At 35.2% G+C, this 23,190-nt stretch carries 20 protein-coding genes; 8 read left to right on the top strand and 12 right to left on the bottom strand.

Translation table 11 applies throughout. The annotated features are described in order from the left end of the window. Positions 1-91 precede the first annotated feature (91 nt). The 6 genes from C7377_RS05885 to C7377_RS05910 are packed head-to-tail and all read left to right on the top strand — an operon-like array spanning position 92 to position 6,782. Positions 92-394: a hypothetical protein gene (locus C7377_RS05885; protein ID WP_116496417.1), complete on the top strand. Its 303-nt coding sequence runs from the start codon at positions 92-94 to the stop codon at positions 392-394. 4 nt (positions 395-398) lie between these two features. Then, on the top strand, positions 399-1,004 hold the full coding sequence (cysC, locus tag C7377_RS05890; RefSeq protein ID WP_116496418.1) for an adenylyl-sulfate kinase: 606 nt from the start codon (positions 399-401) through the stop codon (positions 1,002-1,004). Between the two features lie 15 nt (positions 1,005-1,019). Then, complete coding sequence (gene cysD, locus C7377_RS05895) at positions 1,020-1,925, top strand: sulfate adenylyltransferase subunit CysD (protein WP_116496419.1); 906 nt, start codon at positions 1,020-1,022, stop codon at positions 1,923-1,925. 22 nt (positions 1,926-1,947) lie between these two features. Then, positions 1,948-3,213 (top strand): sulfate adenylyltransferase subunit 1, encoded by a 1,266-nt coding sequence (locus C7377_RS05900; protein ID WP_207778438.1) that lies wholly within the window; start codon positions 1,948-1,950, stop codon positions 3,211-3,213. A gap of 13 nt (positions 3,214-3,226) precedes the next feature. Next, the gene (locus tag C7377_RS05905; RefSeq protein WP_116496420.1) at positions 3,227-3,868 is read left to right on the top strand and encodes an MBL fold metallo-hydrolase; all 642 of its coding nucleotides are present in this window, start codon (positions 3,227-3,229) and stop codon (positions 3,866-3,868) included. A gap of 58 nt (positions 3,869-3,926) precedes the next feature. Further along, the gene (locus tag C7377_RS05910) at positions 3,927-6,782 is read left to right on the top strand and encodes an alpha/beta hydrolase family protein (RefSeq protein ID WP_116496421.1); all 2,856 of its coding nucleotides are present in this window, start codon (positions 3,927-3,929) and stop codon (positions 6,780-6,782) included. Between the two features lie 62 nt (positions 6,783-6,844). On the opposite strand, the gene C7377_RS05915 is transcribed toward C7377_RS05910, so the two are convergent. From C7377_RS05915 to pheS, 7 genes are all read right to left on the bottom strand, one after another. Beyond that, the gene (locus C7377_RS05915) at positions 6,845-8,002 is read right to left on the bottom strand and encodes a porin (protein WP_116496422.1); all 1,158 of its coding nucleotides are present in this window, start codon (positions 8,000-8,002) and stop codon (positions 6,845-6,847) included. A 31-nt stretch (positions 8,003-8,033) separates the two neighbouring features. Then, positions 8,034-9,086 (bottom strand): L-asparaginase 2, encoded by a 1,053-nt coding sequence (ansB, locus tag C7377_RS05920; RefSeq protein WP_116496423.1) that lies wholly within the window; start codon positions 9,084-9,086, stop codon positions 8,034-8,036. A gap of 30 nt (positions 9,087-9,116) precedes the next feature. Further along, positions 9,117-10,451: an anaerobic C4-dicarboxylate transporter family protein gene (locus C7377_RS05925; protein ID WP_116496424.1), complete on the bottom strand. Its 1,335-nt coding sequence runs from the start codon at positions 10,449-10,451 to the stop codon at positions 9,117-9,119. A 130-nt stretch (positions 10,452-10,581) separates the two neighbouring features. Then, a complete protein-coding gene (gene hisS / locus C7377_RS05930) occupies positions 10,582-11,949 on the bottom strand; it encodes a histidine--tRNA ligase (RefSeq protein WP_116496425.1) in 1,368 nt (455 codons plus the stop codon). Between the two features lie 140 nt (positions 11,950-12,089). Beyond that, entirely contained in the window at positions 12,090-13,766 is a 1,677-nt protein-coding gene (gene ettA / locus C7377_RS05935) for an energy-dependent translational throttle protein EttA (RefSeq protein WP_116496426.1), read from the bottom strand. An 8-nt stretch (positions 13,767-13,774) separates the two neighbouring features. Further along, positions 13,775-14,284 carry a hypothetical protein gene (locus C7377_RS05940; protein WP_116496427.1) on the bottom strand — a complete coding sequence of 170 codons (510 nt, stop codon included), beginning with the start codon at positions 14,282-14,284 and terminating at the stop codon, positions 13,775-13,777. A 4-nt stretch (positions 14,285-14,288) separates the two neighbouring features. Continuing rightward, the gene (pheS, locus tag C7377_RS05945; protein ID WP_116496428.1) at positions 14,289-15,299 is read right to left on the bottom strand and encodes a phenylalanine--tRNA ligase subunit alpha; all 1,011 of its coding nucleotides are present in this window, start codon (positions 15,297-15,299) and stop codon (positions 14,289-14,291) included. Positions 15,300-15,474: 175 nt separating this feature from the next. On the opposite strand from pheS, the gene C7377_RS05950 reads away from it, so the two are divergent. Next, entirely contained in the window at positions 15,475-15,909 is a 435-nt protein-coding gene (locus C7377_RS05950) for a copper resistance protein NlpE (RefSeq protein ID WP_116496641.1), read from the top strand. Positions 15,910-15,970: 61 nt separating this feature from the next. On the opposite strand, the gene recG is transcribed toward C7377_RS05950, so the two are convergent. From recG to C7377_RS05970, 4 genes are all read right to left on the bottom strand, one after another. Further along, positions 15,971-18,076 (bottom strand): ATP-dependent DNA helicase RecG, encoded by a 2,106-nt coding sequence (recG, locus tag C7377_RS05955; RefSeq protein ID WP_116496429.1) that lies wholly within the window; start codon positions 18,074-18,076, stop codon positions 15,971-15,973. A 103-nt stretch (positions 18,077-18,179) separates the two neighbouring features. Next, entirely contained in the window at positions 18,180-18,587 is a 408-nt protein-coding gene (locus C7377_RS05960) for an OsmC family protein (protein WP_116496430.1), read from the bottom strand. Positions 18,588-18,596: 9 nt separating this feature from the next. Continuing rightward, complete coding sequence (gene gcvH, locus C7377_RS05965) at positions 18,597-18,959, bottom strand: glycine cleavage system protein GcvH (protein ID WP_116496431.1); 363 nt, start codon at positions 18,957-18,959, stop codon at positions 18,597-18,599. A gap of 118 nt (positions 18,960-19,077) precedes the next feature. Next, on the bottom strand, positions 19,078-20,358 hold the full coding sequence (locus C7377_RS05970; protein WP_116496432.1) for a bifunctional folylpolyglutamate synthase/dihydrofolate synthase: 1,281 nt from the start codon (positions 20,356-20,358) through the stop codon (positions 19,078-19,080). A gap of 113 nt (positions 20,359-20,471) precedes the next feature. Between C7377_RS05970 and rsmG the strand changes: the two genes are divergently transcribed. Further along, entirely contained in the window at positions 20,472-21,092 is a 621-nt protein-coding gene (gene rsmG / locus C7377_RS05975; protein ID WP_116496642.1) for a 16S rRNA (guanine(527)-N(7))-methyltransferase RsmG, read from the top strand. Between the two features lie 54 nt (positions 21,093-21,146). Here rsmG and C7377_RS05980 read toward each other — a convergent pair whose 3' ends face one another. Next, entirely contained in the window at positions 21,147-23,183 is a 2,037-nt protein-coding gene (locus tag C7377_RS05980; RefSeq protein WP_116496433.1) for an Omp28-related outer membrane protein, read from the bottom strand. Between the last annotated feature and the right edge of the window lie 7 nt (positions 23,184-23,190).

A 23,190-nucleotide genomic window follows, 5' to 3' on the forward strand; every position in this document is an offset into this window, starting at 1 on the left:
ATAGAATACTAAAGACCTAATCATTGGAGAAATTTTACCGCAAAAGTTTTGTTATCTTTGTGGATTATAAAAAAGAAAGAAAATTACAATTATGAATAGACGATTCTTATTGGCATTACCTATGATGCTTATTTTGGCTTATATTGTATATGTATTAGCTACTCAATGGCAGGTGTTTGGTATCATTGACTTCATAGGAATATTCTTCGCTCTTATTGTTGCCGTTCACTTTGTTTGGATGCAATTGAGTTACAGATTTATTGATTTTAAAGACCATTTTAAAATTAAGGATGTCTATTCTAATGTAGAAGAATATCAAAAGCAACGTAGAATGACTAATTATGTCTTAATCACTATCTTGTTAGCGTTTATCGCTCTAAAATATTTCCTGTAATACAATGAGTGTAGCAAAGAATATTTATCCTATTTTTGATAAGATGTTGTCTCGAGAGGCAAAGGAACGTGTCTTAAACCAAAAGGCAAAAGTATTTTGGCTTACCGGTCTTTCAGGTTCTGGTAAAACGACTCTTGCTATTCAATTAGAGCGTCAATTACATGAATTAGGGTATTTTACACAATTATTAGATGGAGACAATATTCGTTCGGGATTGAATGCAAATCTAGGATTCTCTGATGAAGATAGAACAGAAAATATACGCAGAATAGCTGAAGTCAGCAAACTCTTCCTGAACTGTGGAGTGATAACGATAGCATGTTTTGTAAGCCCTACAAAAGCGATTCGTTCTCAGGCACAACAGATTATTGGTGATGATTTTGTTGAAGTCTTTGTGGATACTCCACTCTCTGTTTGTGAAGAGCGTGATGTGAAGGGGCTATATAAAAAAGCAAGAGCCGGCGAGATCAAAGATTTTACAGGAATATCCGCACCGTTTGAAGCACCTGAGAGTGCAGAGATACATTTACATACAGAAAACAAAAGCGTTAAGGAATCGGTAAAAGAATTGTTAGATGCGGTCTTACCGATGATAAATGCAAAAAGCTGATAATACAAATTACCTATGGATAATATGAAAATAACACACCTGAAAGAGCTTGAGGCAGAAGCAATTTATGTGATTCGTGAAGTGGCGGCACAGTTTGAGAAACCTGTGATGCTTTTTTCGGGAGGGAAAGACTCTATAGTGATGTTTCACCTTGCACGTAAAGCATTTGCACCGGCAAAAGTGCCGTTTCCATTGTTACACATAGACACTGGGCATAATTTCCCTGAAACAATTGAATTTCGAGATCGATTAATGGAAGAGACAGGAACGAGGCTACTCGTTGGTTATGTACAAGATTCTATTGATAAGGGGCGTGTGGTAGAAGAAAAAGGCTACAATTCGAGTCGTAATAAGTTGCAAACAGTAACTTTGTTAGATGCACTGGAAGATTTAAAAGTAGATTGTGCATTGGGCGGAGGACGTCGTGATGAGGAAAAAGCTCGTGCCAAAGAACGTTTCTTTTCGCATCGTGATGAGTTCGGACAATGGGATCCTAAAAATCAGCGTCCAGAGTTATGGAATATATTCAATAGTAAGAAGCATTTAGGAGAACATTTTAGAGTTTTCCCAATTTCTAACTGGACTGAAATGGATGTTTGGCAATATATATTATTAGAGAATATAGCGATTCCGTCACTCTATTTTGCTCATGAGCGTGAGGTCTTCGAACGTGATGGAACTATTCTTGGTAAAACAGATTTTATTCAAACTAGAGAAACGGAAATTGTAAGTAAGCAAGTGGTTCGTTTTCGTACTATTGGAGATGCAACTTGTACTGGGGCCGTACGTTCAACAGCAAAAACATTAGAGGAAATAGTGGAGGAAGTTGCTGCCACACGAACAACTGAACGTGGTGCAAGAGCTGATGATAAGCGTTCTGAGGCAGCTATGGAAGACCGCAAAAAAGAAGGATATTTTTAGAAAAGAGTTACACCTTAGAGATATGACAAAAGGATATTTAGATATGGAACTCCTGCGATTTACTACTGCAGGAAGTGTAGATGACGGGAAAAGTACGTTGATTGGTCGGCTATTGTATGATAGTAAAGCAATATTTGAAGACCAATTAGCATCAATAAAAGAGACCAGCGAACGTCGAGGTAATGAGGAGATTGACTTATCGCTTTTTACAGATGGGTTGCGTGCTGAGCGAGAGCAAGGCATCACGATTGACGTTGCATACCGTTATTTTGCGACACCAAAACGTAAATTTATTATTGCTGATACTCCGGGGCACATCCAGTACACTCGTAATATGGTAACCGGAGCTTCTACAGCTAATGTAGCACTTATTTTGGTTGATGCCCGCAACGGAGTGATAGAGCAGACTCTACGTCATTCTTATATTGCCAATTTACTGCAAATTCCTCATGTGATTATTTGTATTAACAAGATGGACTTGGTTGATTATTCAGAAGAAACGTATCAGCAAGTTAAGGAGGACTACGAAAAAAAGATTTTATCTAAATTAGAGATTAAGGATGTTCATTTTGTACCTGTTTCAGCAAAATTAGGCGATAATGTAGTGAAGTCTTCTGAGCAAATGAATTGGTACAAAGATGAAACATTAATGCACCTTTTGGAGACTATTAAGATTCAAGATGATAGAGATTTAGAGCACCCTCGTTTTCCTGTACAATACGTTATCCGACCACAATCGGATGAATATCACGACTATAGAGGATATGCAGGAAGAATTGCTGGAGGTGTATTTAGTAAAGGGAACAAAGTAAAAGTATTACCTTCGGGCAGGACCTCGGAAATTACTTCAGTTCATTTAATGGACAAAGAACTCCCTCTCGCATCTGCTCCACAATCTGTATCAATGACCTTAAAAGATGATTTAGATATCTCACGAGGAGATATGATTGTGGGTGTTGAAAGTGAACCTAAAAGTGCAAAAGAGATTACCGTGATGCTTTGTTGGATGAATGAACGTCCTTTGCAAGTGAGAGGTAAATATACTTTGAGACATACGACAAACGAAGTGCGAGCATTGGTTTCTTCCGTTAATTATAAGATGGATATCAATAGATTAGAGAAAGACTTTGAAGATAAAACCATAGAAATGAATGATATCGCGGAGGTGAGTTTGAAGATGACTCAACCCATTTTTATTGATAGTTATAAACAAAACAGAATAACAGGGAGTCTTATTCTGGTAGACGAGTCAACGAATGAAACAGTTGCTGCAGGAATGATTCTTTAAAAGTAAAATTGACATGAATATATATAGTTTTGTAACTAATCCATTTCAAGAAAACACCTACATTCTCTATGATGATACTAAGGAGGCTATAATTATCGATTGTGGTGCCTTTAATGCTTCTGAGGAGAAAGAAATACTTGACTTTATTACAATGCAAGAGTTGAAAGTGGTAAAGTTGGTTCATACACACCTGCATTTAGATCATATTTTTGGGTATCGTTGGTCTTCTGAAGCATTTGGTCTACTTACTCATGCACACAAAGAAGATGAATTCTTGATAGATGAGTATGAGCAGATTTGTAAAAACTATGGTGTACCGGTAGAGGATAAGTTACCACCTGAAATTGGAACTTACATCTCAGAAAACGACACTATTTCTTTCGGTAATACTGAGTTGGAGATATATCATGTTCCTGGTCATACACCAGGTCACTTATGTTTTTATGAACCTAAAACTCGTATTTTAATAGCAGGAGATTGTCTTTTCAAGCAAAGTATTGGTCGTACAGATTTCACTTACGGCAATCACAAACAATTGGTTGAAGGTATTAAAACGAAACTTTTACCCTTAGGTGATGATGTTGCTGTACATTCAGGACATGGTCCGCAAACTACAATTGCTTGGGAAAGAAAGTACAATCCATTTTTACAATAGTCTTGGAAAGGCATATTTCCTAAGAATTTTGTAACTTCATCAGCTAAAATGATATACTATGAGACAAAACTTATTGCTATTCCTACTTGTTTTAGTGGGTACTGTTAGTGTAGGACAAACTAAAAAATCTCTTACACATGATGATTATGATCTTTGGAAAAAGATAGAGCGTGTTCAAATTTCGCACACCGGTAAGTTAGTTGCAACTACTGTTGTTACTGACACGAAAAGAGGTGATAGTTATTTACGTCTTTACAATACTGAGACGAAACAATTTTATCAATTTTTCAATGGTAATAATCCTAAAATTACTTTTGATGCAAAACACGTTGTTTTTCTTGAAAAACCCTCCTACGAGACGAAAAGAGCTGAACGTAAAGATGAAGTAAAAAAAGATAAGAAAGCTAAGGATAAACTCTTTGTATTTAATGTTGAAAAAGGTGTATTAATTGATAGTTTTCTAAATGTAAAAGGGTTTAGTATTCCCAAGAAGAATAGTGACTATCTTTTAGTTGAACATTATAAAAAGTTGAAACCTGAAAAGGATACTACTGAAAATGAAGAAAATGAAGAGCTGGAAGAAGCGGAAACTGACAGCACGTCGAATGTGAAAGTATCACAAGATTCAGTATTGTATAAAGACGATATTTATAAGAATAATTTTGCGGTATTGTATTCTTTCGTGAATAGCCGTAAAGATACTATAAGAAATTTCAAAAAATACGCTTGGGCTGAGGAAAAGCCCGTTTTGTATTATTCAAAAACTAAAGGAAAGAAAAAAGGAGATGTTGGGATTTATAAATATGATTTTTCTAACAGAAAAGATATTGTAATTGACACAACTGAGTTCGCTTACGATAAGATTGCTGTAAGCAAAAAAGGGGAATATATGGCTTACCTTGCTGCTCCTGATTCCACAAGTACAGACTCATTAAAGTACCAGTTGTATCTATACAATAATGATAGATTAACAGCACTTACTGATTCTTTAGGAAAGAACTTACGTGAAAATTGGGAGATTACTGGAGCTAAAAAGACCTATTTTTCAGAAAATACGAAGAGACTATATTTCTATACTAATCCTGAAAGAAAATATAATGTAGATACGACTTTGCTAAAAGATGAAATTCCAGATGTAGATGTTTGGCATTATTTAGATAGACTTATTCAACCCGAACAAAAGTCGAGAAAAAGTGAGTTGAAAAACAAAGGGTATTTGTCATATTACAATTTGTTGGATGGTAAAATCATCAATTTGCAAGATGAATTGATTGATGGAATTATTCTTGATGATGAAAAGGAACAAAAATTTGTAATAGGTTATTCTTCACAACCTTATGAACTAGAAAAATCATGGGAATCACCCAGCAAAAGAGACCTATACAGTATCAATACCGAAACAGGAGAGAGGCGACTGATTGAGAAAGGAATTAGGTCTTTCCCTTATTTAGCTACTTCTGGCAACTATGCTGTCTATTTTGAACCCGAACAAGCGAATTGGTGGTCTGTAAATTTAGAAACACTTACGAGACACAATTTAACAGCTTCATTAGAAGTTCCATTCTATGATGTTGAAGATGATCGACCTGCTCTCGATGATGCCTATGGATTAGGAGGTTTCGATAGAAATGGGAATGTGTTACTATATGATCAGTTTGATGTTTGGAGAGTGAAATTAGATGCCAGTGTACAGCCTGAAAATGTCACTAAAATGGGAAGAAAAACCAATACAGTATATCGGACTTTGCGTTTAGACAGAGAACATCGTCAAGAAGCCTCTTACTATAAAAAAGGATTACTTATAACTGCTTTTAATAAAAACACAAAGGCAAATAAATTGCATAAGTTGAATCCCAATAGTCATAAATTAGAGGAGATTTTGACACCGGGAGATATGATACTTTCAGGATTTAAAAAGGCTGAAAATGCAGAGAAAATAGTATATAGAAAACAAAATTTTCAAACCTTTCCAGATTTATATCTTTTGAATGATAAGGAGGAGGATGTAAGGATAACGGATGCTAATCCTCAACAGAATGATTTTAAATGGGGAACTGTAGAATTGTTTCATTGGACTGCTTTTGATGGGAAAAAATTGGATGGGTTGCTTTATAAGCCTGAAGATTTTAACCCAAACAAAAAATATCCTGTTATGATTTATTTTTATGAAAAATACAGTGATGAATTACACAATTACTGGACGCCTAGACCTAGTGCATCTATCGTGAATATGAGTTATCTGGTAAGCAATGATTATATAGTATTCATTCCTGATATTGTTTATAAAGACGGAAAACCAGGAGAGAGTGCATACAACTGTATCGTTTCCGGGGCTGAGGAAATAAGCAAATTACCTTATGTAGACTCTGGGAATATAGCTATACAAGGTCAAAGTTGGGGCGGTTATCAGGTAGCTTATTTGGTAACTCGAACCAATATGTTTAAAGCAGCAATGGCAGGAGCACCAGTAAGTAATATGACTTCTGCCTATGGTGGTATTCGTTGGCAAAGTGGTTTAAGCCGTCAATTTCAGTATGAGAAAACGCAAAGTAGAATTGGTAAAAATCTCTGGGACGGATTTGATCTGTACGTAGAGAATTCGCCGTTGTTTGGTATTCCAAATGTAGAAACTCCTTTATTAATAATGCATAATGATAATGATGGAGCAGTTCCTTATTATCAGGGAATAGAAATGTTTATGGGATTGAGAAGATTAGGTAGGCCAGCATGGTTACTTGTTTACAATAATGAAGCTCACAATCTCAAAAAAATAAAAAATAAGCAAGACTTATCTATTCGTATGATGCAGTTTTTTGACCATTATTTGAAAGGAGCATCCGCACCAAAATGGATGACTAAAGGAATACCCATAGTCGATAAAGGAAAAGATTTAGGGTATGAGTTAGATGAATAACTCAACAAAAAAAGAGACTGAATTTTAGTTCAGTCTCTTTTTAGCTTCGGCTTTTACTAAATTTAGAAAGCCTTTATTCTATAAATAATACCTAAGCTTACGCGGTTTGTATCATAATCAGAAAATGCTAGATTATCATCAAAATCATATTTTCTTCCTACATAAGTTAAGAATACGCGTAAATCTTGATCTTCAAAAGGAAGATATTCCACGCCACCGAAATAACCATACGATTTTCTGAAGTTATCATCATAATTTGTTACATTATCTACACTTGCATTTTCATACATTCCTTTTGCAAAAATATTCCATTTTGGATTAGGTTGGTATTCCGCTTTCATAATAAATGAGTTGTAGGTAACATCTTCAAAATATCTACCATCAGGACTAAATGATGAAGCTAAACCTGAACGATCAAGCTCACAATCATCTCGCATATAGTCAAATGCAAGTTGAAATTGTGGCAAGTTCAATTTTGTACCTAAACTTATACTCGTTGTGTAAGTATCTTTTGCTTCAGTTTGTACACCGATAGCCCATCTTGTTTTGATTAAATCCTCAAAGAGACTACCATTCCAGTTTAGAATATAAGTAAGAGGAGCTTTGCTTTCCTCAAAACCCTGTTTGGTAATAATATCGTTACCATAAATCTCCTCAAAAGAATCGTTTCTACTGTCAGTTATTTGTAAAATAAATTCTTGATTCTCTACAGGAGTAAATACAAATGAAGCACCCAGCATAAAGTTATCCATATATTCAATCATATCTGAATATTCGTAAATGTTTATAGGATTTAAATCAAACTCAAAACCACCCCAAGCCTGACATTGCTTACCTGCGATAATGGTAAATTTATCTGAGAAATGATAACCTGCATAAAGAATATCTGTAGCTTTTGAAAGATTATCAATAGTACGTGCTTCGTTACTTCTGTTCAAGCGATGACGGAATCGGTAAAATAGTTTGTCAGTAAGATTCCCCCTGATTTCCAAACGCAGTTGGCGTGCTTTGAATTTTGCACCCCAATCTTCTGTCCCTTCATCAGCTACATCAAAACTAGATTGGAAGTTGAAATATACATCCATTTTATCCGATTTCTTTTCAACTAAATCAAATCTCTCAGCTAAAGAAGTTACATTTTTCCCTTCACTGTTCTGCTGTGCTCTTATAATTCCTGTAAATCCTAATGTGAGGATTATCAATATAATAGTCTTTTTCATTTCTATAATTATATTTAATTAGAATAATTAATTAGTATTCGTTAAAATATTGCTGGATTTTCTCCCAGTCATTTGTTTTCGTTAATGCTAACATTAACAAGACACGTGCTTTTTGTGGATTCAATGTGTTTGACGCTACAAAATGATATTTAGCATCATCTATCTCAGCATCAAGAGTGGTAGCTCCACTTGGAACTCTAGAGGAACGAACAATCTGAATACCCTGATTCTGTGCCTTTTCTGCTAAATCAAAGTTCTTATGGTAGAAATTTCCATTACCAACTCCAGCATGTACAATTCCATCAAAATTTGCATCAATAAATGCTTTCATTGGTAGTTCAGAAGCATTAGAATAACTATAAACGATACCTACTTTTGGAAGTTCTTTTAAGTTTGCAACATCAAATTCTGACTGATAGGTGTGTTTGTTTTGAGGTGCACGGTTATAAAAAACTTTCCCGTTATGGATATAAGCAAGCGGTCCATAATTTAAACTCTTGAACGTTTCTACACCAAGTGTACTCGTTTTAGTTACATCTTTTGCGTCTAAAACAAGTTCATTCATTACAACTAAAACACCTCTTCCATGAGAATCTTTATTTGCAGCAACCGCAACCGCATCATAAAGGTTTAAAGGTCCATCAGCACTCATTCCTGTAGCTGGACGCATAGCCCCAACTAAAACTACAGGTTTTTTGCTATGTACAGTTAAGTTCAAGAAATAAGCTGTTTCTTCCATAGTATCAGTTCCATGGGTTATAACAACTCCGTCATATCCTTCTTCATTCAATAACTGATTTATGCGGTTAGCTAATTGAAGCCAAACCTCATCGTTCATGTCTTGTGAACCGATTTTGACTAACTGCTCGCCAGTAACGTCAGCAATTTGGCGCACTTCAGGTACTGCACTTAGAAGTTGGTAAATTCCTAACTCACCTGCTTTGTAATTAGATTCTGTTGATGATTTACTAACTCCTGCTATTGTCCCTCCTGTAGCAATAATCCTGATTTTTGCTTTTTGGGCATAAATTGTACTTGAAAAAACAAGAGCAATAAAAACTAAAAAAATCTTTAAATTTTTCATGTCGTTTAATTTTAAATTGTAAATGAAATACTAAATAAATGTTATTATAAAATAACCAACTCCTATCGCTACAGTCGTAGCAACAAATCCCGGGATTTGAAAAGAGTGGTTAATTACATACTTACCAATACGCGTTGTTCCTGTTCGGTCAAAGTTGATAGCGGCGACTACTGTCGGATAATTAGGAATAAAGAAATAACCGTTGACCGCAGGGAACATCGCTACTAATGCCATAGGATTAATACCAAGTGCTATACCTAATGGATAAAGAGTCCGAACTGTGGCAGCTTGGCTAAATAAAAGTATTGACATAATAAATAATGCCACGGCAAATAGGAATGGATAGGAAGTTACCACTTGTTCAATGTGCATTTTGAAAAAATCAATGTTTCCAGTAAAGAAAGTATCTCCCATCCAAGCAATACCAAAGATAGCTATAACAGCCTGCATTCCTGCTATAAACACGCTTCCTCTTACTGCTTTTTCAGTATTTGTTTTCGTAAATAGGAGAATGAATCCAGCAACCGACATCATAACAATTTCAATAACCGCAGGCATACCCATCTTAATTAATTCACCATCTATTACAAATGAAGGTCGCATTGATGGGATAGAACCAAAAAGCACAACTAAAATAACACCAGAAATAAAGGTAATAACAGAAATCAGCGATTTTCTGTCTTGTTCTGGAGTGATTGTTTCTTTTTCTTTTTCTTTTTCATCAGAGTTGTTAATGAGTCCTTCTTTTAATCTTTTCTGATATTCAGGATCATCTTTTAAATCTACGCCAACAAAATTAACTACGAAAGCTCCTACTAAAACTCCTATAAGTGTAGCCGGGATACAAACCATCAATATATCACTAAGTTCAATTCCCTTTCCTCCTAGCAACTCAGTACTTAACAGCGCGGCAGTAGCTGCAGAAATAGGACTCGCAGTTATGGCTTGCTGTGAAGCAATTACAGAAATACTCATAGGTCTCTCAGGGCGAACTTTAGTTTCTGTGGCTATCTCTGAGATAATTGGAAGTAATGAGTAAGCAATGTGTCCTGTTCCTGCAAGAAACGTGAATAGATAACAAACTAGCGGTCCAAGAAACGTAATTGCATTTGGATTCTTGCGTAATATTTTTTCAGCAACTTTTACTAGATAATCAAGACCTCCAGCTGCTTGCAATGCAGAAGCTGCAGTAATCACAGCAACGATCATCAGCATGACGTCTATTGGGGCATTGCCGGGAGCCAGTCCAAAACCAAAAACTAAAATGGCTAGCCCTATCATTCCCCAAATCCCTAAGCCAATACCGCCTTTTTTGGCTCCAATAAAAATAGCTGCAAGTACGATAAACAGTTGAATATATACCATGTCACTAAATATTATTTGTATAACTATCAGCTACAATAAGAGAGCCAAATTTTTTGTTTTCTTAAGAAAATGAACTGTTATAGAACACCTTTATGTATTTTATTTAGTTCTTTAGTTAGAAGTTGAGCAATTAGCGTTTTATCACATTAATCACCTCTTCTAAACTTAGTTTTTGCTGTTCGCCGGTTGTCATATTTTTTAATGAAATGAGACCTGATTCCATTTCACTTTCACCTATAAGTGCTACGTAAGGAATGTTTTTTTGATTGGCGTAAGTCATCTGTTTTTTCATCTTAGCACTATCAGGATAAAGTTCTGCATTGATATCAGCATTGCGTAGTCTTGTTAGGAGTTGCAGGCAGTAATTTGCTTCCTTTTCGCCAAAGTTTACAAAGAAGAGTTGCGTTTGGTCAAGATTTGTAATTTTCTCAAACAATCCTAACTGTAACATCACGTCGTAAATACGGTCTGCACCAAACGATAAGCCAACGCCAGACATGTCTTTAAGTCCGAATACACCTGTAAGATTGTCGTATCGACCACCACCGGTAATACTTCCCATTTTGGCATCTTTTGCACTCACTTCAAAAATAGCACCTGTGTAATAATTCAGTCCACGAGCCAATGTCACGTCAAAGAGTAAGTCCATCTTTATAGGAAGTGGCGCAAGATAATCTAAAACGCTGCGCAATTCTTCCACACCTTTTAGACCAATTTCAGAACCAGAAAATTGATCTTTCAGGAAGTTGAGTTTTTCAAGATTAGAGCCCTCGAGTGCAAGTACTTCTTTTATTTTATTGATAGAATTAGTGGCGATATCTTTACTTTCCAATTCTTGACATACTTTATCTAAACCAATTTTATCCAATTTATCGATAGCAACGGTCATGTCTGTCATTTTGTCGGAAGCTCCGGCTATTTCTGCTAATCCAGCCAAAATCTTACGGTTATTGATGCGAAAGCATGCATTTAACCTTAAACGGTTATAAACATCATTAACAATCTGAATCAATTCCACTTCGTTAAGTAACGAATCACTGCCAATAACATCAACATCACACTGGTAAAACTCACGATAACGTCCTTTTTGAGGACGATCTGCACGCCATACGGGCTGTATTTGGTAGCGTTTAAATGGAAATGAAAGCTCATTACGGTTCTGTACCACGAAACGTGCAAAAGGGACCGTTAAATCATAGCGCAAGCCTTTTTCTGAGATGCTGCTGATGAGTTTATTGCTGTCTTTTTCGTTGAGTGCGTTTTCGTCAGCTTTTGCAAGATAATCTCCACTATTTAAGATTTTAAACAGCAAACGGTCGCCTTCCTCACCGTATTTTCCCATAAGTGTGGAGAGATTTTCCATGGCTGGAGTTTCTATAGGCAAATATCCATATTGATGAAATACTTCTTTGATAGTATTAAAAATATAGTTTCGTCTTAGCATCACTTCTGGAGTGAAATCTCTAGTTCCTTTGGGTATTCTTGCATTTACTGCCATAAGTTATTGTTTATTTTTAAAATCTGTCAGCTTAGGTGAATTTTACGAATTTTAAAGAGTTAAATGTGTATCGAAAACTTGCTGAATTTCTCGATACATTTTTCCTCCGATTGTCGAAAAATACTCGGAATGACCATTTTTTAATCTTCTTTTAATTTTACATATCTTGCTTTTTTATCAGCATCTTCGCCAAGGCGTTTGCGTCTGTGGTCTTCATAATCAGAATAACCACCTTCGAAGAAATGAACGTAACCATCATCTTCAAATGCAAGTATATGTGTCGCAACTCTGTCTAAAAACCAACGGTCGTGTGAAATAACCACTGCACAACCTGCAAAATTTTCCAGTCCCTCTTCCAAAGCTTGCAGTGTATTTACGTCAATATCATTTGTAGGCTCATCGAGAAGGAGTACGTTGGCATTTTCCTTCAGTGTTAATGCTAAGTGTAAGCGATTTCGCTCTCCGCCGGAAAGTACGCCACACTTTTTCTCTTGGTCAGCTCCCGTGAAGTTAAAACGCCCTAAATAGCCACGGGCATTGATTTCTCGATTGTCTACGATAACATTGTCAACACCACCGGAAACGACTTCATAAACGGTTTTCTCAGGATCGATACTCTCATGTGCTTGGTCTACATAACCAATCTCAACAGTAGGACCGATAGTGATATTTCCAGAATCAGGTTTCTGTTGCCCCATAATCATACGAAAAAGTGTCGTTTTTCCTGCACCATTTGGCCCAATGATACCTACAATTCCTGCAGGAGGTAGCGTAAACGATAAATCCTTTACAAGCCTTCTGCCATCGAATCCTTTGGTAACATTCTCAAATTCAATCACTTTATCACCCAAGCGAGGTCCATTCGGAATAAATATTTGAAGGTTTTCTATTTTCTGCTTGGTGTCAGAATTCATCATTTTTTCATAAGAATTCAAACGAGCTTTTGATTTTGCTTGTCGTGCCTTAGGCGACATTCTTGCCCATTCTAATTCACGCTCTAATGTTTTTCTTCGTTTACTTTCTTGTTTTTCTTCCTGAGCTAATAATTTCGTCTTTTGCTCTAGCCATTCTTCATAGTTCCCTTTCCACGGAATTCCCTCGCCACGGTCTAGTTCTAGAATCCATTTAGCTACATTGTCTAAGAAATAACGGTCGTGAGTGATACAAATAACCGTCCCTTTATACTGTTCCAAATGTTGTTGCAACCAATGAATAGACGCTGCATCTAAGTGGTTAGTTGGCTCATCAAGAAGTAAAATATCAGGTTCTTGCAACAATAAACGGCATAACGCAATACGGCGAAGTTCTCCTCCAGAGAGCGTAGCTACTTTAGCATCTTCAGGAGGGCAATTCAGGGCGTGCAGAGCACGGTTTAGCATGTTGTCCAATTCCCAGCCATTTTTATGCTCAATGATTTCCATCAGTTCTCCTTGTCTTGCAATGAGTGCATTCATTTCATCATCACTCATAGGTTCTGAGAATTTAAGATTTACTTCCTCATATTCCTTCATCACATCTATGAGGTCTTGAACACCTTCACTAACAATTTCTTTTACTGTCTTTGATTTATCCAGTTCCGGTTCTTGTGGTAAGTAACCTGTTGAATGTTCTTTAGGAAAAACAATATCACCTTCGTAGGCTTGATCAAGACCTGCTATCATTTTTAATAAGGTCGATTTTCCAGAACCGTTCAAACCGATGATACCGATTTTTGCTCCGTAAAAAAATGAAAGATTGATATTTTTTAGTATTTGTTTTCCAGAAGGGACTTTCTTATTAACCCTGTGCATGGAAAAAATTATCTTTTCGTTGCTCATTTTAGTATCTATTTTTCTTCTTTTAATTTTTGTATTAAAGCAGGAAATCTTTTTTCGATATCCTCTGTGTAAATAAAAGCAAGTTCGTCGATTAATGGTGCCGCATTTTCTAATGGCAAATTCTTTGCTTTTATATGATATATTTTCTTTAAAAGAAAATAGCAGTTCAATATTATAGTATTTATTTTATTACTAATTGTAATTGTTTTGTCAGAATATTTGTCTAAATTTTTATTTTGGAAATCTCTTAATAGCTTCGACTTCTCTTTTATCAAGACTAAATTATCTTCCTTGTTTTCAAAATGAATAATCTTATTAGGCTCAAAAGTCTCCTTAGAAAGATTGATTAATTCTATCAATTTAGAGAGATTTTCCTGATGGATTTTGTACTGCTCTTCTTTTAGAATGTGAATTTTCTGTCTTTTTCTTTTTAATAAATAAAGAATAAGAACAACTGTAATCACTATAACTCCAAGAGCAATCAGTGTCCATAGCCAGTTATTTTCCCAAAAAATCATGGCTTTATTTAAATTGCTCTAAAAATCGAATATCATTCTCAAAGAATAAACGAAGGTCTTTGATACCATATTTCAACATCGCAATGCGTTCTATGCCCATACCTAATGCAAAACCTGTATATTTTTTACTGTTGATTTTGTTGCTGTCCAGTACATTCGGGTCAACCATTCCGCAACCTAAAATCTCTAACCAACCTGTGTATTTACAAACATTACATCCTTCTCCCTCACAGATAGTACATGAAATATCCATTTCTGCAGATGGTTCTGTGAAAGGGAAGTAAGACGGGCGTAAACGAATTTGCACATCTTGTCCGAACAATTCTTTTACAAAATAAATAAGCGTTTGTTTTAAATCTGCAAAAGACACATTTTCATCAATATATAAGGCTTCTACTTGATGAAATATGCAATGTGCACGGGCTGAAATCGCTTCGTTACGAAAGACACGACCTGGCGTAACTGTGCGTATAGGTGGTTCCAATTCTTCCATCTCATGAACCTGAACAGAAGAAGTGTGTGTACGTAGTAGCACATCAGGATTTTGTTGAATGAAAAAAGTATCTTGCATATCACGTGCAGGATGTTCTTCTGGAAAATTTAATGCGGAAAATACATGCCAATCGTCTTCTATCTCCGGACCTTCAGAAACGGTGAATCCTAAACGGTTGAATATTTCAATAATTTCATTTCGAACAATTGAAATAGGATGACGTGTTCCAACTTTTATAGGCTTTGGTGGTAGTGTCAGGTCATTGTTTGCTTCGACAGTATCTTGGGTAGATAGTTCATCTTTAAGCTTGTTTAGTTCTTCATTGGCAAAATTCTTCAATTCGTTTAAAGATTTACCAACTTCACGTTTTAACTCATTTGGAACATCTCGAAATTCATTGAAAAGTTGAGACACTTTTCCTTTTTTACTAAGGTACTCAATGCGCAACGCTTCCAATTCGTCATTATTCTTCGCCTGCCAATCACTTATTTCTTTCCGAATTTTTTCAATAGTATCAAGCATGTAAAATTTGTTTATAATTTAATTCACAAAAATACGAAAGTTTGTTGGTTTAAAGAAGTGGCTGAATAGATTTGTTTTTTGAAATTTAGAGAATATTTTTTTTTAATGTTAAGTATAAAGGCACAGATTTTGTTCGATTATTAAAGTGTAATTTTAAACTTAAAGATTGAATAAAATGAAAAAATTAGTTTTAGCATTAGCATTCTCTACTCTTTTACTAGTAGGATGTAAGAAAGACAATGAGAAAAAAGTTGTAACAGATGACGGCACAGTAGCTACTATCACTACAGAAGACGCTGCTGAGGCTTGGGAAGGTGATTATAAAGGAACATTCCCATGTGCAGACTGTGAAGGAATTGAAGTGGAATTGGAATTAAATGATGATTACACTTACGAGAAAGAAGAAACTTATCTTGGAAATGAAGATAAAGAATTCAAATCTGAAGGAACTTTCACCATTGAAAATGGTGTGCTTATCTTGAAAGATGCTAGAGGAGAAGTTGAAAAATATGAATTAGGAAAAGACCAACTGACTCTTTTAGACAAAGATGGTAACAAAACAGAAGGTGAATTGGCTAACCAATATGTTCTAAAAAAAGAAGCATTTTAATTGAAGATAGCCAAACAGAACATGAAAGAGCGGGAGTTTTTTTGCTTCTGCTCTTTTTTTATTAACTAATCATTGACCAATCAACATTTTGGAGTTTTTGCAAACGTAATTGTTTCTGGATTAGTGCATTCTCTGGCAATTTCAATTCTGAATCCTTGCTAAGTATTTTCAAAGCAATTTCTCTGACATATTGCATGATAGCAGTATCTTTTGTTAGGTGTGCAATTTTTAGATTAAAAGGAACACCACTTTGTTGAGTACCGTGTATATCACCAGGACCACGTAGCTTCATATCCACTTCTGCAATCTCAAAACCATCATTCGTTTGCACCATCGTTTCCATTCGAGTTCTGCTGTCATTACTTAATTTATAAGAAGTGATAAGGATGCAATAGGACTGTTCACTGCCACGCCCAACTCTGCCTCGTAGTTGATGCAGTTGGGACAACCCAAATCGGTCTGCACTTTCAATTAACATCATACTTGCATTAGGAACATTTACGCCTACTTCAATCACTGTGGTTGCCACCAAGATTTGAGATTTTCCAGATACGAATTCTTGCATAGCAGTCTCTTTTTCGGCAGCTTTCATTTGGCCATGCACCATAGTTAGCTGGTATTTAGGAGCAGGAAAAACTTTTGATAAAGTTTCAAAACCACTTTCTAAATTTTCATAATCTAATTTTTCAGACTCTTTTATCATCGGGTAAACAACATAAATTTGTCTGCCTTTCTCAATTTCCTTTTGGATGAACTGATAAAGTTTATTACGATTTTTGTCAAAGATATGCTTGGTTTCTATGGGTTTTCTTCCTGGTGGCAACTCATCAATTACAGAAACATCAAGGTCACCATATACGGTCATTGCTAAGGTACGGGGGATTGGTGTAGCCGACATGACTAAAACGTGTGGAGCTCGGTGGTTTTTATTCCATAACTTTGAACGTTGTGCTACACCAAAGCGGTGCTGTTCATCAATAACCGTAAATCCCAGATTTTTGAATTGAACAACGTCTTCCAAAAGAGCATGCGTGCCAATGAGAATATGAATGCTACCGTCTTGTAGCTTTTCATGTAAAACTTTTCGGTCTTTTTTCTTTGTGCTTCCTGTGAGTAAGGCGACATTTATATTTGTTTCTCTTAAGTATTCACTCAATCCCTCATAATGTTGTGTTGCCAGAATTTCGGTGGGAGCCATAAGACATGATTGATAGCCATTGTCAGCAGCAATAAGCATCGCCAATAGGGCAACTATTGTTTTTCCGCTACCCACATCACCTTGTAGTAGTCTGTTCATTTGTCTTCCACTACCTAAATCCTTGCGGATTTCTTTTAGTACACGTTTCTGTGCATTAGTCAAATCAAAAGGGAGATGGTTATGATAAAAATCATTTAAATAATTACCGACTTTGGGGAATGGATATCCGATAGTATCTTGACTTTGTTCAAATTTATCTTTTAAAATACCTAATTGGATATAAAATAATTCTTCAAATTTTAGTCGATATGTAGCTTGATTTAACTTTTTGATATTTTCCGGGAAGTGAATATTCATTATAGCTTGTTGCCTTCCCATCAGTCGGTATTTTTCGAGTAGATATGTAGGAAGAGTTTCAGGAATTTCTTTATAGTGTTCTTGCAAAATACCTCCAATAGCATCACTTAATATTTTAGAGTTTACATAATGTTGTTTGAGTTTTTCCGTAGTGTTATAATAGGCTTGCAGCGCACCAGTCATTTTCTTTTTTGTCTGTGTAAGTAGCTCCATCTCAGGATGAGCAATATTATAGTGACTGCCAAACAAAGCAGGCTTTCCGTAAACAACATAAGGTTTGTTGAGTTTGAGATTTTTTTGTTGCCAACTAACCCCCTTAAACCAAACCAGCTCCAAGCTTCCAGTTTCGTCACGTAGTTCTGCTACCAATCTTTTTTTTCTGCCTTCACCGACAGTGTGCATCGAGGTGATGATACCTTTGGTCTGAATATAGGCTTGGCTAGAAGCAATCTCGTTAATTTTATAAAACGTACTTCGATCTTCGTGTTTGTATGGGAAATACTCAATTAAATCTTTTACTGACAGTATGTTGAGTTCCTCAGCTAAGAGTTTTGCTCTCTTAGGACCAATGCCTTTGATGTATTGAAGGCTATTTTCGAGGAAGTTACTCATAGAGGTTTTTAATTATCATTCAAAGATAAAGAAAGAAATTTTAGGCATAAAAAAACCGAGGCTGAAAATCCTCGGTTTTAAGTTATCAAATGTTGTAAGACTCTTATTCCCAATGGAAAGTGACCACTTGCGTAATAGCTGGGTTCAAACTCTTTGCCACAGGACAACTTAAGGCTGCAGCTTCTAAAGTTTGCTGAGTTTTACTATCATATTCTTTTTTCGGCAAATAAAAATCTATCCGAATTTCACGGATACGACGAGGAGCAGAAGCCATGATTTTTTCAATCTCAACAGTGGTACCGTCAATATTTTCAGTCATTTGCTCAGCCTTCATTCCCATAATAGTCAACATACAATTCGCTAGAGCTGTAGCAACTAAATCGGTAGGGGAAAAACGCTCCCCTTTACCATTGTTATCCGTTGGGGCATCAGTTTCTATTGTAGAGCCTGACTGTAAGTGTACACTCTCTACACGTAGATTGCCTTTGTAAGTAGATTTAAATTTACCCATTGTTTCTTATTATGTAAGCTCTTTGTATTGGTCTTCTGTAAGTAAATCTTCAAATTGAGAAGCATCGCTTACTTTTATTTTAATCAACCAGCCTTCACCCATTGGGTCAGAGTTAACTAGAGCAGGATTGTCTTCTAATTCAGAGTTGAATTCGATAATTTCACCAGACATAGGCATAAATAAGTCAGAAACTGTTTTTACCGCCTCAATAGTTCCGAAAACTTCTTCTTTATCTAATGTTTCACCTTCAGTTTCAATCTCAACAAATACGATATCACCTAATTCTCCTTGTGCGAAGTTGGTAATTCCTACTGTTGCAACATCTCCTTCTAAACGAACCCATTCATGTTCTTGTGTGTATTTTACTGACATAATTCTATAAAATTAAAAGTTTATAAATATCTCTGCCAAAACTACAATATTTTATCAACATCTTAGGTGTTTTTGTGCATATTTTTTATGTTGTACAAAACCTTTTAATCAAAATTATTTATGAATCCACCTCAGCCACTACAAAAATGCTTCCTCCAATATAAATGACATCTTTTTCTGAAGCTTTTTTATAGGCACTCTTTAGAGCAGTATTCACGTTCTCATATGTTTGACCCTGTAAATTATACTTTTCTGCATTTTGCTTTAGTTCTTCTGCATTCATTGCACGCTGTACGTTCGCTTGAGTGAAATAGTAAGTTGCATGTTTTGGAAACAGTGGTAAGATATCAGTTAATTCTTTATCATTACTTACACCTAAAATGATATGCAAGTTTTCGTAAGATAATTCACTTAACTCTTTCATCGCTAAGCAAATGCCTGCTTCATTATGTCCAGACTCGCAAATGGTGAGCGGTGAAGTGTTTATCACTTGCCAACGTCCAAGAAACTGCGTTTGTTTAACTACATTTTTCAATCCTTCTCTGATACTTGTTTCTGAAATCTCAAAAGCCTTATTATCATGTAGATGACATAAAGACGTGAGTGCGGTGTTGATATTTTTTACTTGATAGCTTGTTCGTAGCGGACAATGCAGATTTTTCATATCCTGCCAATCAAAGATAAGCTCTGTATCTTTTTTTTGAATGTTTTGAAGTGGATTTTCTTTGTCGGCAAAAATTATCGGTGCTTTTTCTTTTTCAGCTTTTTCTTTGAATACTTTGGCAACCTCCTCTTGATACTCTCCGATAATAACAGTTGTTTCAGCCTTTATAATTCCTGCCTTTTCTCCGGCAATCTCTGTGAGCGTATTGCCAAGCATTGCCGTATGATCTTTACTTATGTTAGTAATAATCGATAATTCCGGCTGAATAATATTTGTAGAATCTAATCTGCCTCCTAAACCTACTTCAATAACTGCGACGTCAACATTTTGTCTGTTAAAATATTCAAATGCCATAGCAACAGTCATTTCGAAAAACGAAGGTTTTAACTCTTCAATAATAGCTGAATGTTCCGATACAAAATCGATGACAAAATCTTCATCACAAGGTTTTCCGTTTATTTTTATACGTTCCCGAAAATCTTTAAAATGAGGAGAAGTGTAGAGCCCTACTTTGTATCCTGCACTTTGTAGAATTGATGCAATAAGGTGCGATACAGAACCTTTACCATTAGTGCCCCCCACATGAATAGTTTTATAATTTTGATGAGGATGGTTGAAGTAATCATCTAATTGTAAACTTTTATCCAATTTATTATTGAATGCCTTTTCACCCTGGTTTTGAAACATCGGAAGTTGGCTGAACAGAAAGGCTAAAGTTTCTTGATAGGTTTTCATTAATTATATTTTAATAGGGTACAAAAGTAGAAAAATATCACCTTATAAATTGTGTATCTTTGCACGAAAGTAGTTTAATGTGGCTATTTGAAACTTCAACAAGATATAGACTGATGAAATTAATTCAAAAATATTATCCTAAACTGACTGATGTACAGTTAGCACAATTTGCGCAACTACCAGATTTATATAAGGAATGGAATGAGAAAATTAATGTAATATCGCGGAAGGATATTGATAATTTGATGGAACATCACGTTCTTCATTCTCTTGCTATTTCAGAAGTTATTCGCTTTAAAGATGGCACAGAAGTTTTAGATGTAGGTACTGGTGGAGGATTTCCTGGGATACCTTTAGCAATTATGTTTCCTAATACTCAATTTACCTTAATTGACTCTATAGGCAAGAAAATAAAAGTGGTTGATGCTGTAGTAGAAGCATTGGGGCTAGAAAATATCAAATCATATCATCAAAGAGTACAGCAAAATAAAAATAAGTATGATTTTGTAATGAGCAGAGCTGTGACTAATTTACAAGAACTAGTTAAAATAAGTCGTAAGAATATTAAGAAAGAAGGGAAAAATGGTTTACCTAATGGTATTATTTGCTTAAAAGGAGGAGATTTATCAGAAGAATTACGTCCTTTTGATAATAATGTTGCAGAATTTCCTATAGCAGATTATTTTGAAGAGCCTTTTTTCGAAACAAAAAAGATAGTGTATTTACCCATTTAATTAGACTTTTAAAGAAATTAAATGGGTAAATACGCTGTAACTGCTGGGCTAGAATTATTTTACTTCAAATGACTGAGATTCCTCACCTATATTGATGGTACGTGCATTCAATATTTCTCTAGTAGTGGTACTGGTGATAAAAGCTACTATACTTATTTGGGAAGCATCAGTAACATTTTGAGGAATATCAACGGAATAGTCTTTTACATATATATTATTTCTTATGGTCTCTTCATAAGGAATATTTTCTCCATAAATCCCTGTTATATTCATTCTAAATGCATGATTTATTGCATAATCTTTTACTGGATTTTGTCCATCGAAATAAGATGTCACATTAGGATAGTCATGAATTAAATTGTTTTCTAAAACATAAACAGTAAGCATTAATCGTTCTGAAAAATCTTCCGAAAATTTAGACTTTACAGTGATACTAAGTTTGCCATTTTCTTGAGCTAAATCAATCGCAAGTCCAACCACTCCATCGTTATCAATTAAGCCAGTAACCTCTTCAAGTTTTTCCGGTTGTGGTCTATTCCATACACTAACTCTGTTGATTTCTGCATTAGGAACAGTATTTAATCCATATTTGAATTTAAAAGCATCCCATAAAGGTAATGGTGATGAATTAAATAAAAAGTCCGGTTTGGCAGGGTTACCACCTAAGTAATGAAATGGGTGATAAGAGATATGAATAACCTGATCAGTCTGTTCTTCAATTTTCTCAATTGCATAGAATAATCTAGGGCAATAAGAACATTTGGTATGTGTAAAACTTTCGATCACAGGATGTTTTACGAAAACTACAGGTTCACTATTATCTATCACAAATGTGACCTCATTACTTTTTATTTCATTATATACAACGTAAATGGTATATTCTCCTGCTTCTGTAGGGACAAAATTCTCATCTTCAAACAATGAGCCATTCACGTATAATTTGGCTTCTTCAGTGAAGTCTTTGTCCGTGTCAGATTTTACAGTATAGCTGACAGTATCTCCACTTTGTATTTCATTGTTGTGAAGAGTTAAAGTAATTGAGTTTATAGGAATGTCCTTAACTCTGATTGTGACCTCATTACTTTTTATTTCATTATATACAACGTAAATGGTATATTCTCCTGCCTCTATAGGGACAAAATTCTCATCTTCAAACAATGAGCCATTCACGTATAATTTGGCTTCTTCAGTGAAGTCTTTGTCCGTGTCAGACTTTACAGTATAGCTGACAGTATCTCCACTTTGTATTTCATTGTTGTGAATAGTTAAAGTAATTGAGTTTATAGGAATGTCCTTAACTCTGATTGTGACCTCATTACTTTTTATTTCATTATATACAACGTAAATGGTATATTCTCCTGCTTCTGTAGGGATAAAATTTCCATCTTCAAACAATGAGCCATTCACGTATAATTTGGCATCTCTAGTTAAGTCTTTGTCCGTGTCAGACTTTACAGTATAGCTAACAGTATCTCCACTTTGTATTTCATTGTTGTGAATAGTTATAGTAACAGATGTGACTGGAAGTTCGTTTACGGTGATTATAATCTTCTCACTCTGCAATGTATCCCCAAAAGTAGCATAGATCTCATAAACGCCAGCAGTCATAGTAGTAAAGTCAGTATCCTCATAAAGCTCATCATTAACGTATATTTTAGCTTCAGATGTAATGTCTTTTTCAGTATCTGATAATACCGATAGAGATGCAACATCTCCAACATACATTTCTTCTTTTGTTGCCGTTACTGTTATAGACTCTATTGGAACTTCATTCACTTTTAGGTTTAGTATATTACTTTTAATATCACCATATTTTGCAAATATTTCATAATTACCTACCTCTTGGGGTTCAAAGTTATTACTGTTTATTTCATTATCATTTACAAAGTAGATGGCTTTATTTGTTAAGTCTTCTTTAGTGTTTGCAATGACTGTGAATTCAACAGTTTCTCCTAAAGTTATCTCAGTAGAATTTGAGGATAAATTAATGGTCTCTATACTTGGAACTGGTGGTTTAGGGTCATCACTTGAACAAGCAGCACATAATATAATGGCTGTTAGTATAACAAAAATGTTTTTGATATGTTTCATAAGGTTT

Origin of the sequence: Balneicella halophila (genome assembly GCF_003096835.1) — a bacterium.
GTDB classification, from domain to species: Bacteria; Bacteroidota; Bacteroidia; order Bacteroidales; family Balneicellaceae; genus Balneicella; species Balneicella halophila.

Coding starts and splice junctions, on each gene's coding strand:
- C7377_RS05950 (WP_116496641.1), top strand. CDS start 15,475: ATGAAAAAATTAGTTTTAGCATTAGCATTCTCTACTCTTTTACTAGTA.
- recG (WP_116496429.1), bottom strand. CDS start 18,076: ATGAGTAACTTCCTCGAAAATAGCCTTCAATACATCAAAGGCATTGGT.
- C7377_RS05915 (WP_116496422.1), bottom strand. CDS start 8,002: ATGAAAAAGACTATTATATTGATAATCCTCACATTAGGATTTACAGGA.
- C7377_RS05925 (WP_116496424.1), bottom strand. CDS start 10,451: ATGGTATATATTCAACTGTTTATCGTACTTGCAGCTATTTTTATTGGA.
- C7377_RS05960 (WP_116496430.1), bottom strand. CDS start 18,587: ATGGGTAAATTTAAATCTACTTACAAAGGCAATCTACGTGTAGAGAGT.
- C7377_RS05910 (WP_116496421.1), top strand. CDS start 3,927: ATGAGACAAAACTTATTGCTATTCCTACTTGTTTTAGTGGGTACTGTT.
- C7377_RS05970 (WP_116496432.1), bottom strand. CDS start 20,358: ATGAAAACCTATCAAGAAACTTTAGCCTTTCTGTTCAGCCAACTTCCG.
- gcvH (WP_116496431.1), bottom strand. CDS start 18,959: ATGTCAGTAAAATACACACAAGAACATGAATGGGTTCGTTTAGAAGGA.
- pheS (WP_116496428.1), bottom strand. CDS start 15,299: ATGCTTGATACTATTGAAAAAATTCGGAAAGAAATAAGTGATTGGCAG.
- cysC (WP_116496418.1), top strand. CDS start 399: ATGAGTGTAGCAAAGAATATTTATCCTATTTTTGATAAGATGTTGTCT.
- ansB (WP_116496423.1), bottom strand. CDS start 9,086: ATGAAAAATTTAAAGATTTTTTTAGTTTTTATTGCTCTTGTTTTTTCA.
- C7377_RS05905 (WP_116496420.1), top strand. CDS start 3,227: ATGAATATATATAGTTTTGTAACTAATCCATTTCAAGAAAACACCTAC.
- rsmG (WP_116496642.1), top strand. CDS start 20,472: ATGAAATTAATTCAAAAATATTATCCTAAACTGACTGATGTACAGTTA.
- C7377_RS05885 (WP_116496417.1), top strand. CDS start 92: ATGAATAGACGATTCTTATTGGCATTACCTATGATGCTTATTTTGGCT.
- C7377_RS05940 (WP_116496427.1), bottom strand. CDS start 14,284: ATGATTTTTTGGGAAAATAACTGGCTATGGACACTGATTGCTCTTGGA.
- C7377_RS05900 (WP_207778438.1), top strand. CDS start 1,948: ATGACAAAAGGATATTTAGATATGGAACTCCTGCGATTTACTACTGCA.
- ettA (WP_116496426.1), bottom strand. CDS start 13,766: ATGAGCAACGAAAAGATAATTTTTTCCATGCACAGGGTTAATAAGAAA.
- cysD (WP_116496419.1), top strand. CDS start 1,020: ATGGATAATATGAAAATAACACACCTGAAAGAGCTTGAGGCAGAAGCA.
- hisS (WP_116496425.1), bottom strand. CDS start 11,949: ATGGCAGTAAATGCAAGAATACCCAAAGGAACTAGAGATTTCACTCCA.
- C7377_RS05980 (WP_116496433.1), bottom strand. CDS start 23,183: ATGAAACATATCAAAAACATTTTTGTTATACTAACAGCCATTATATTA.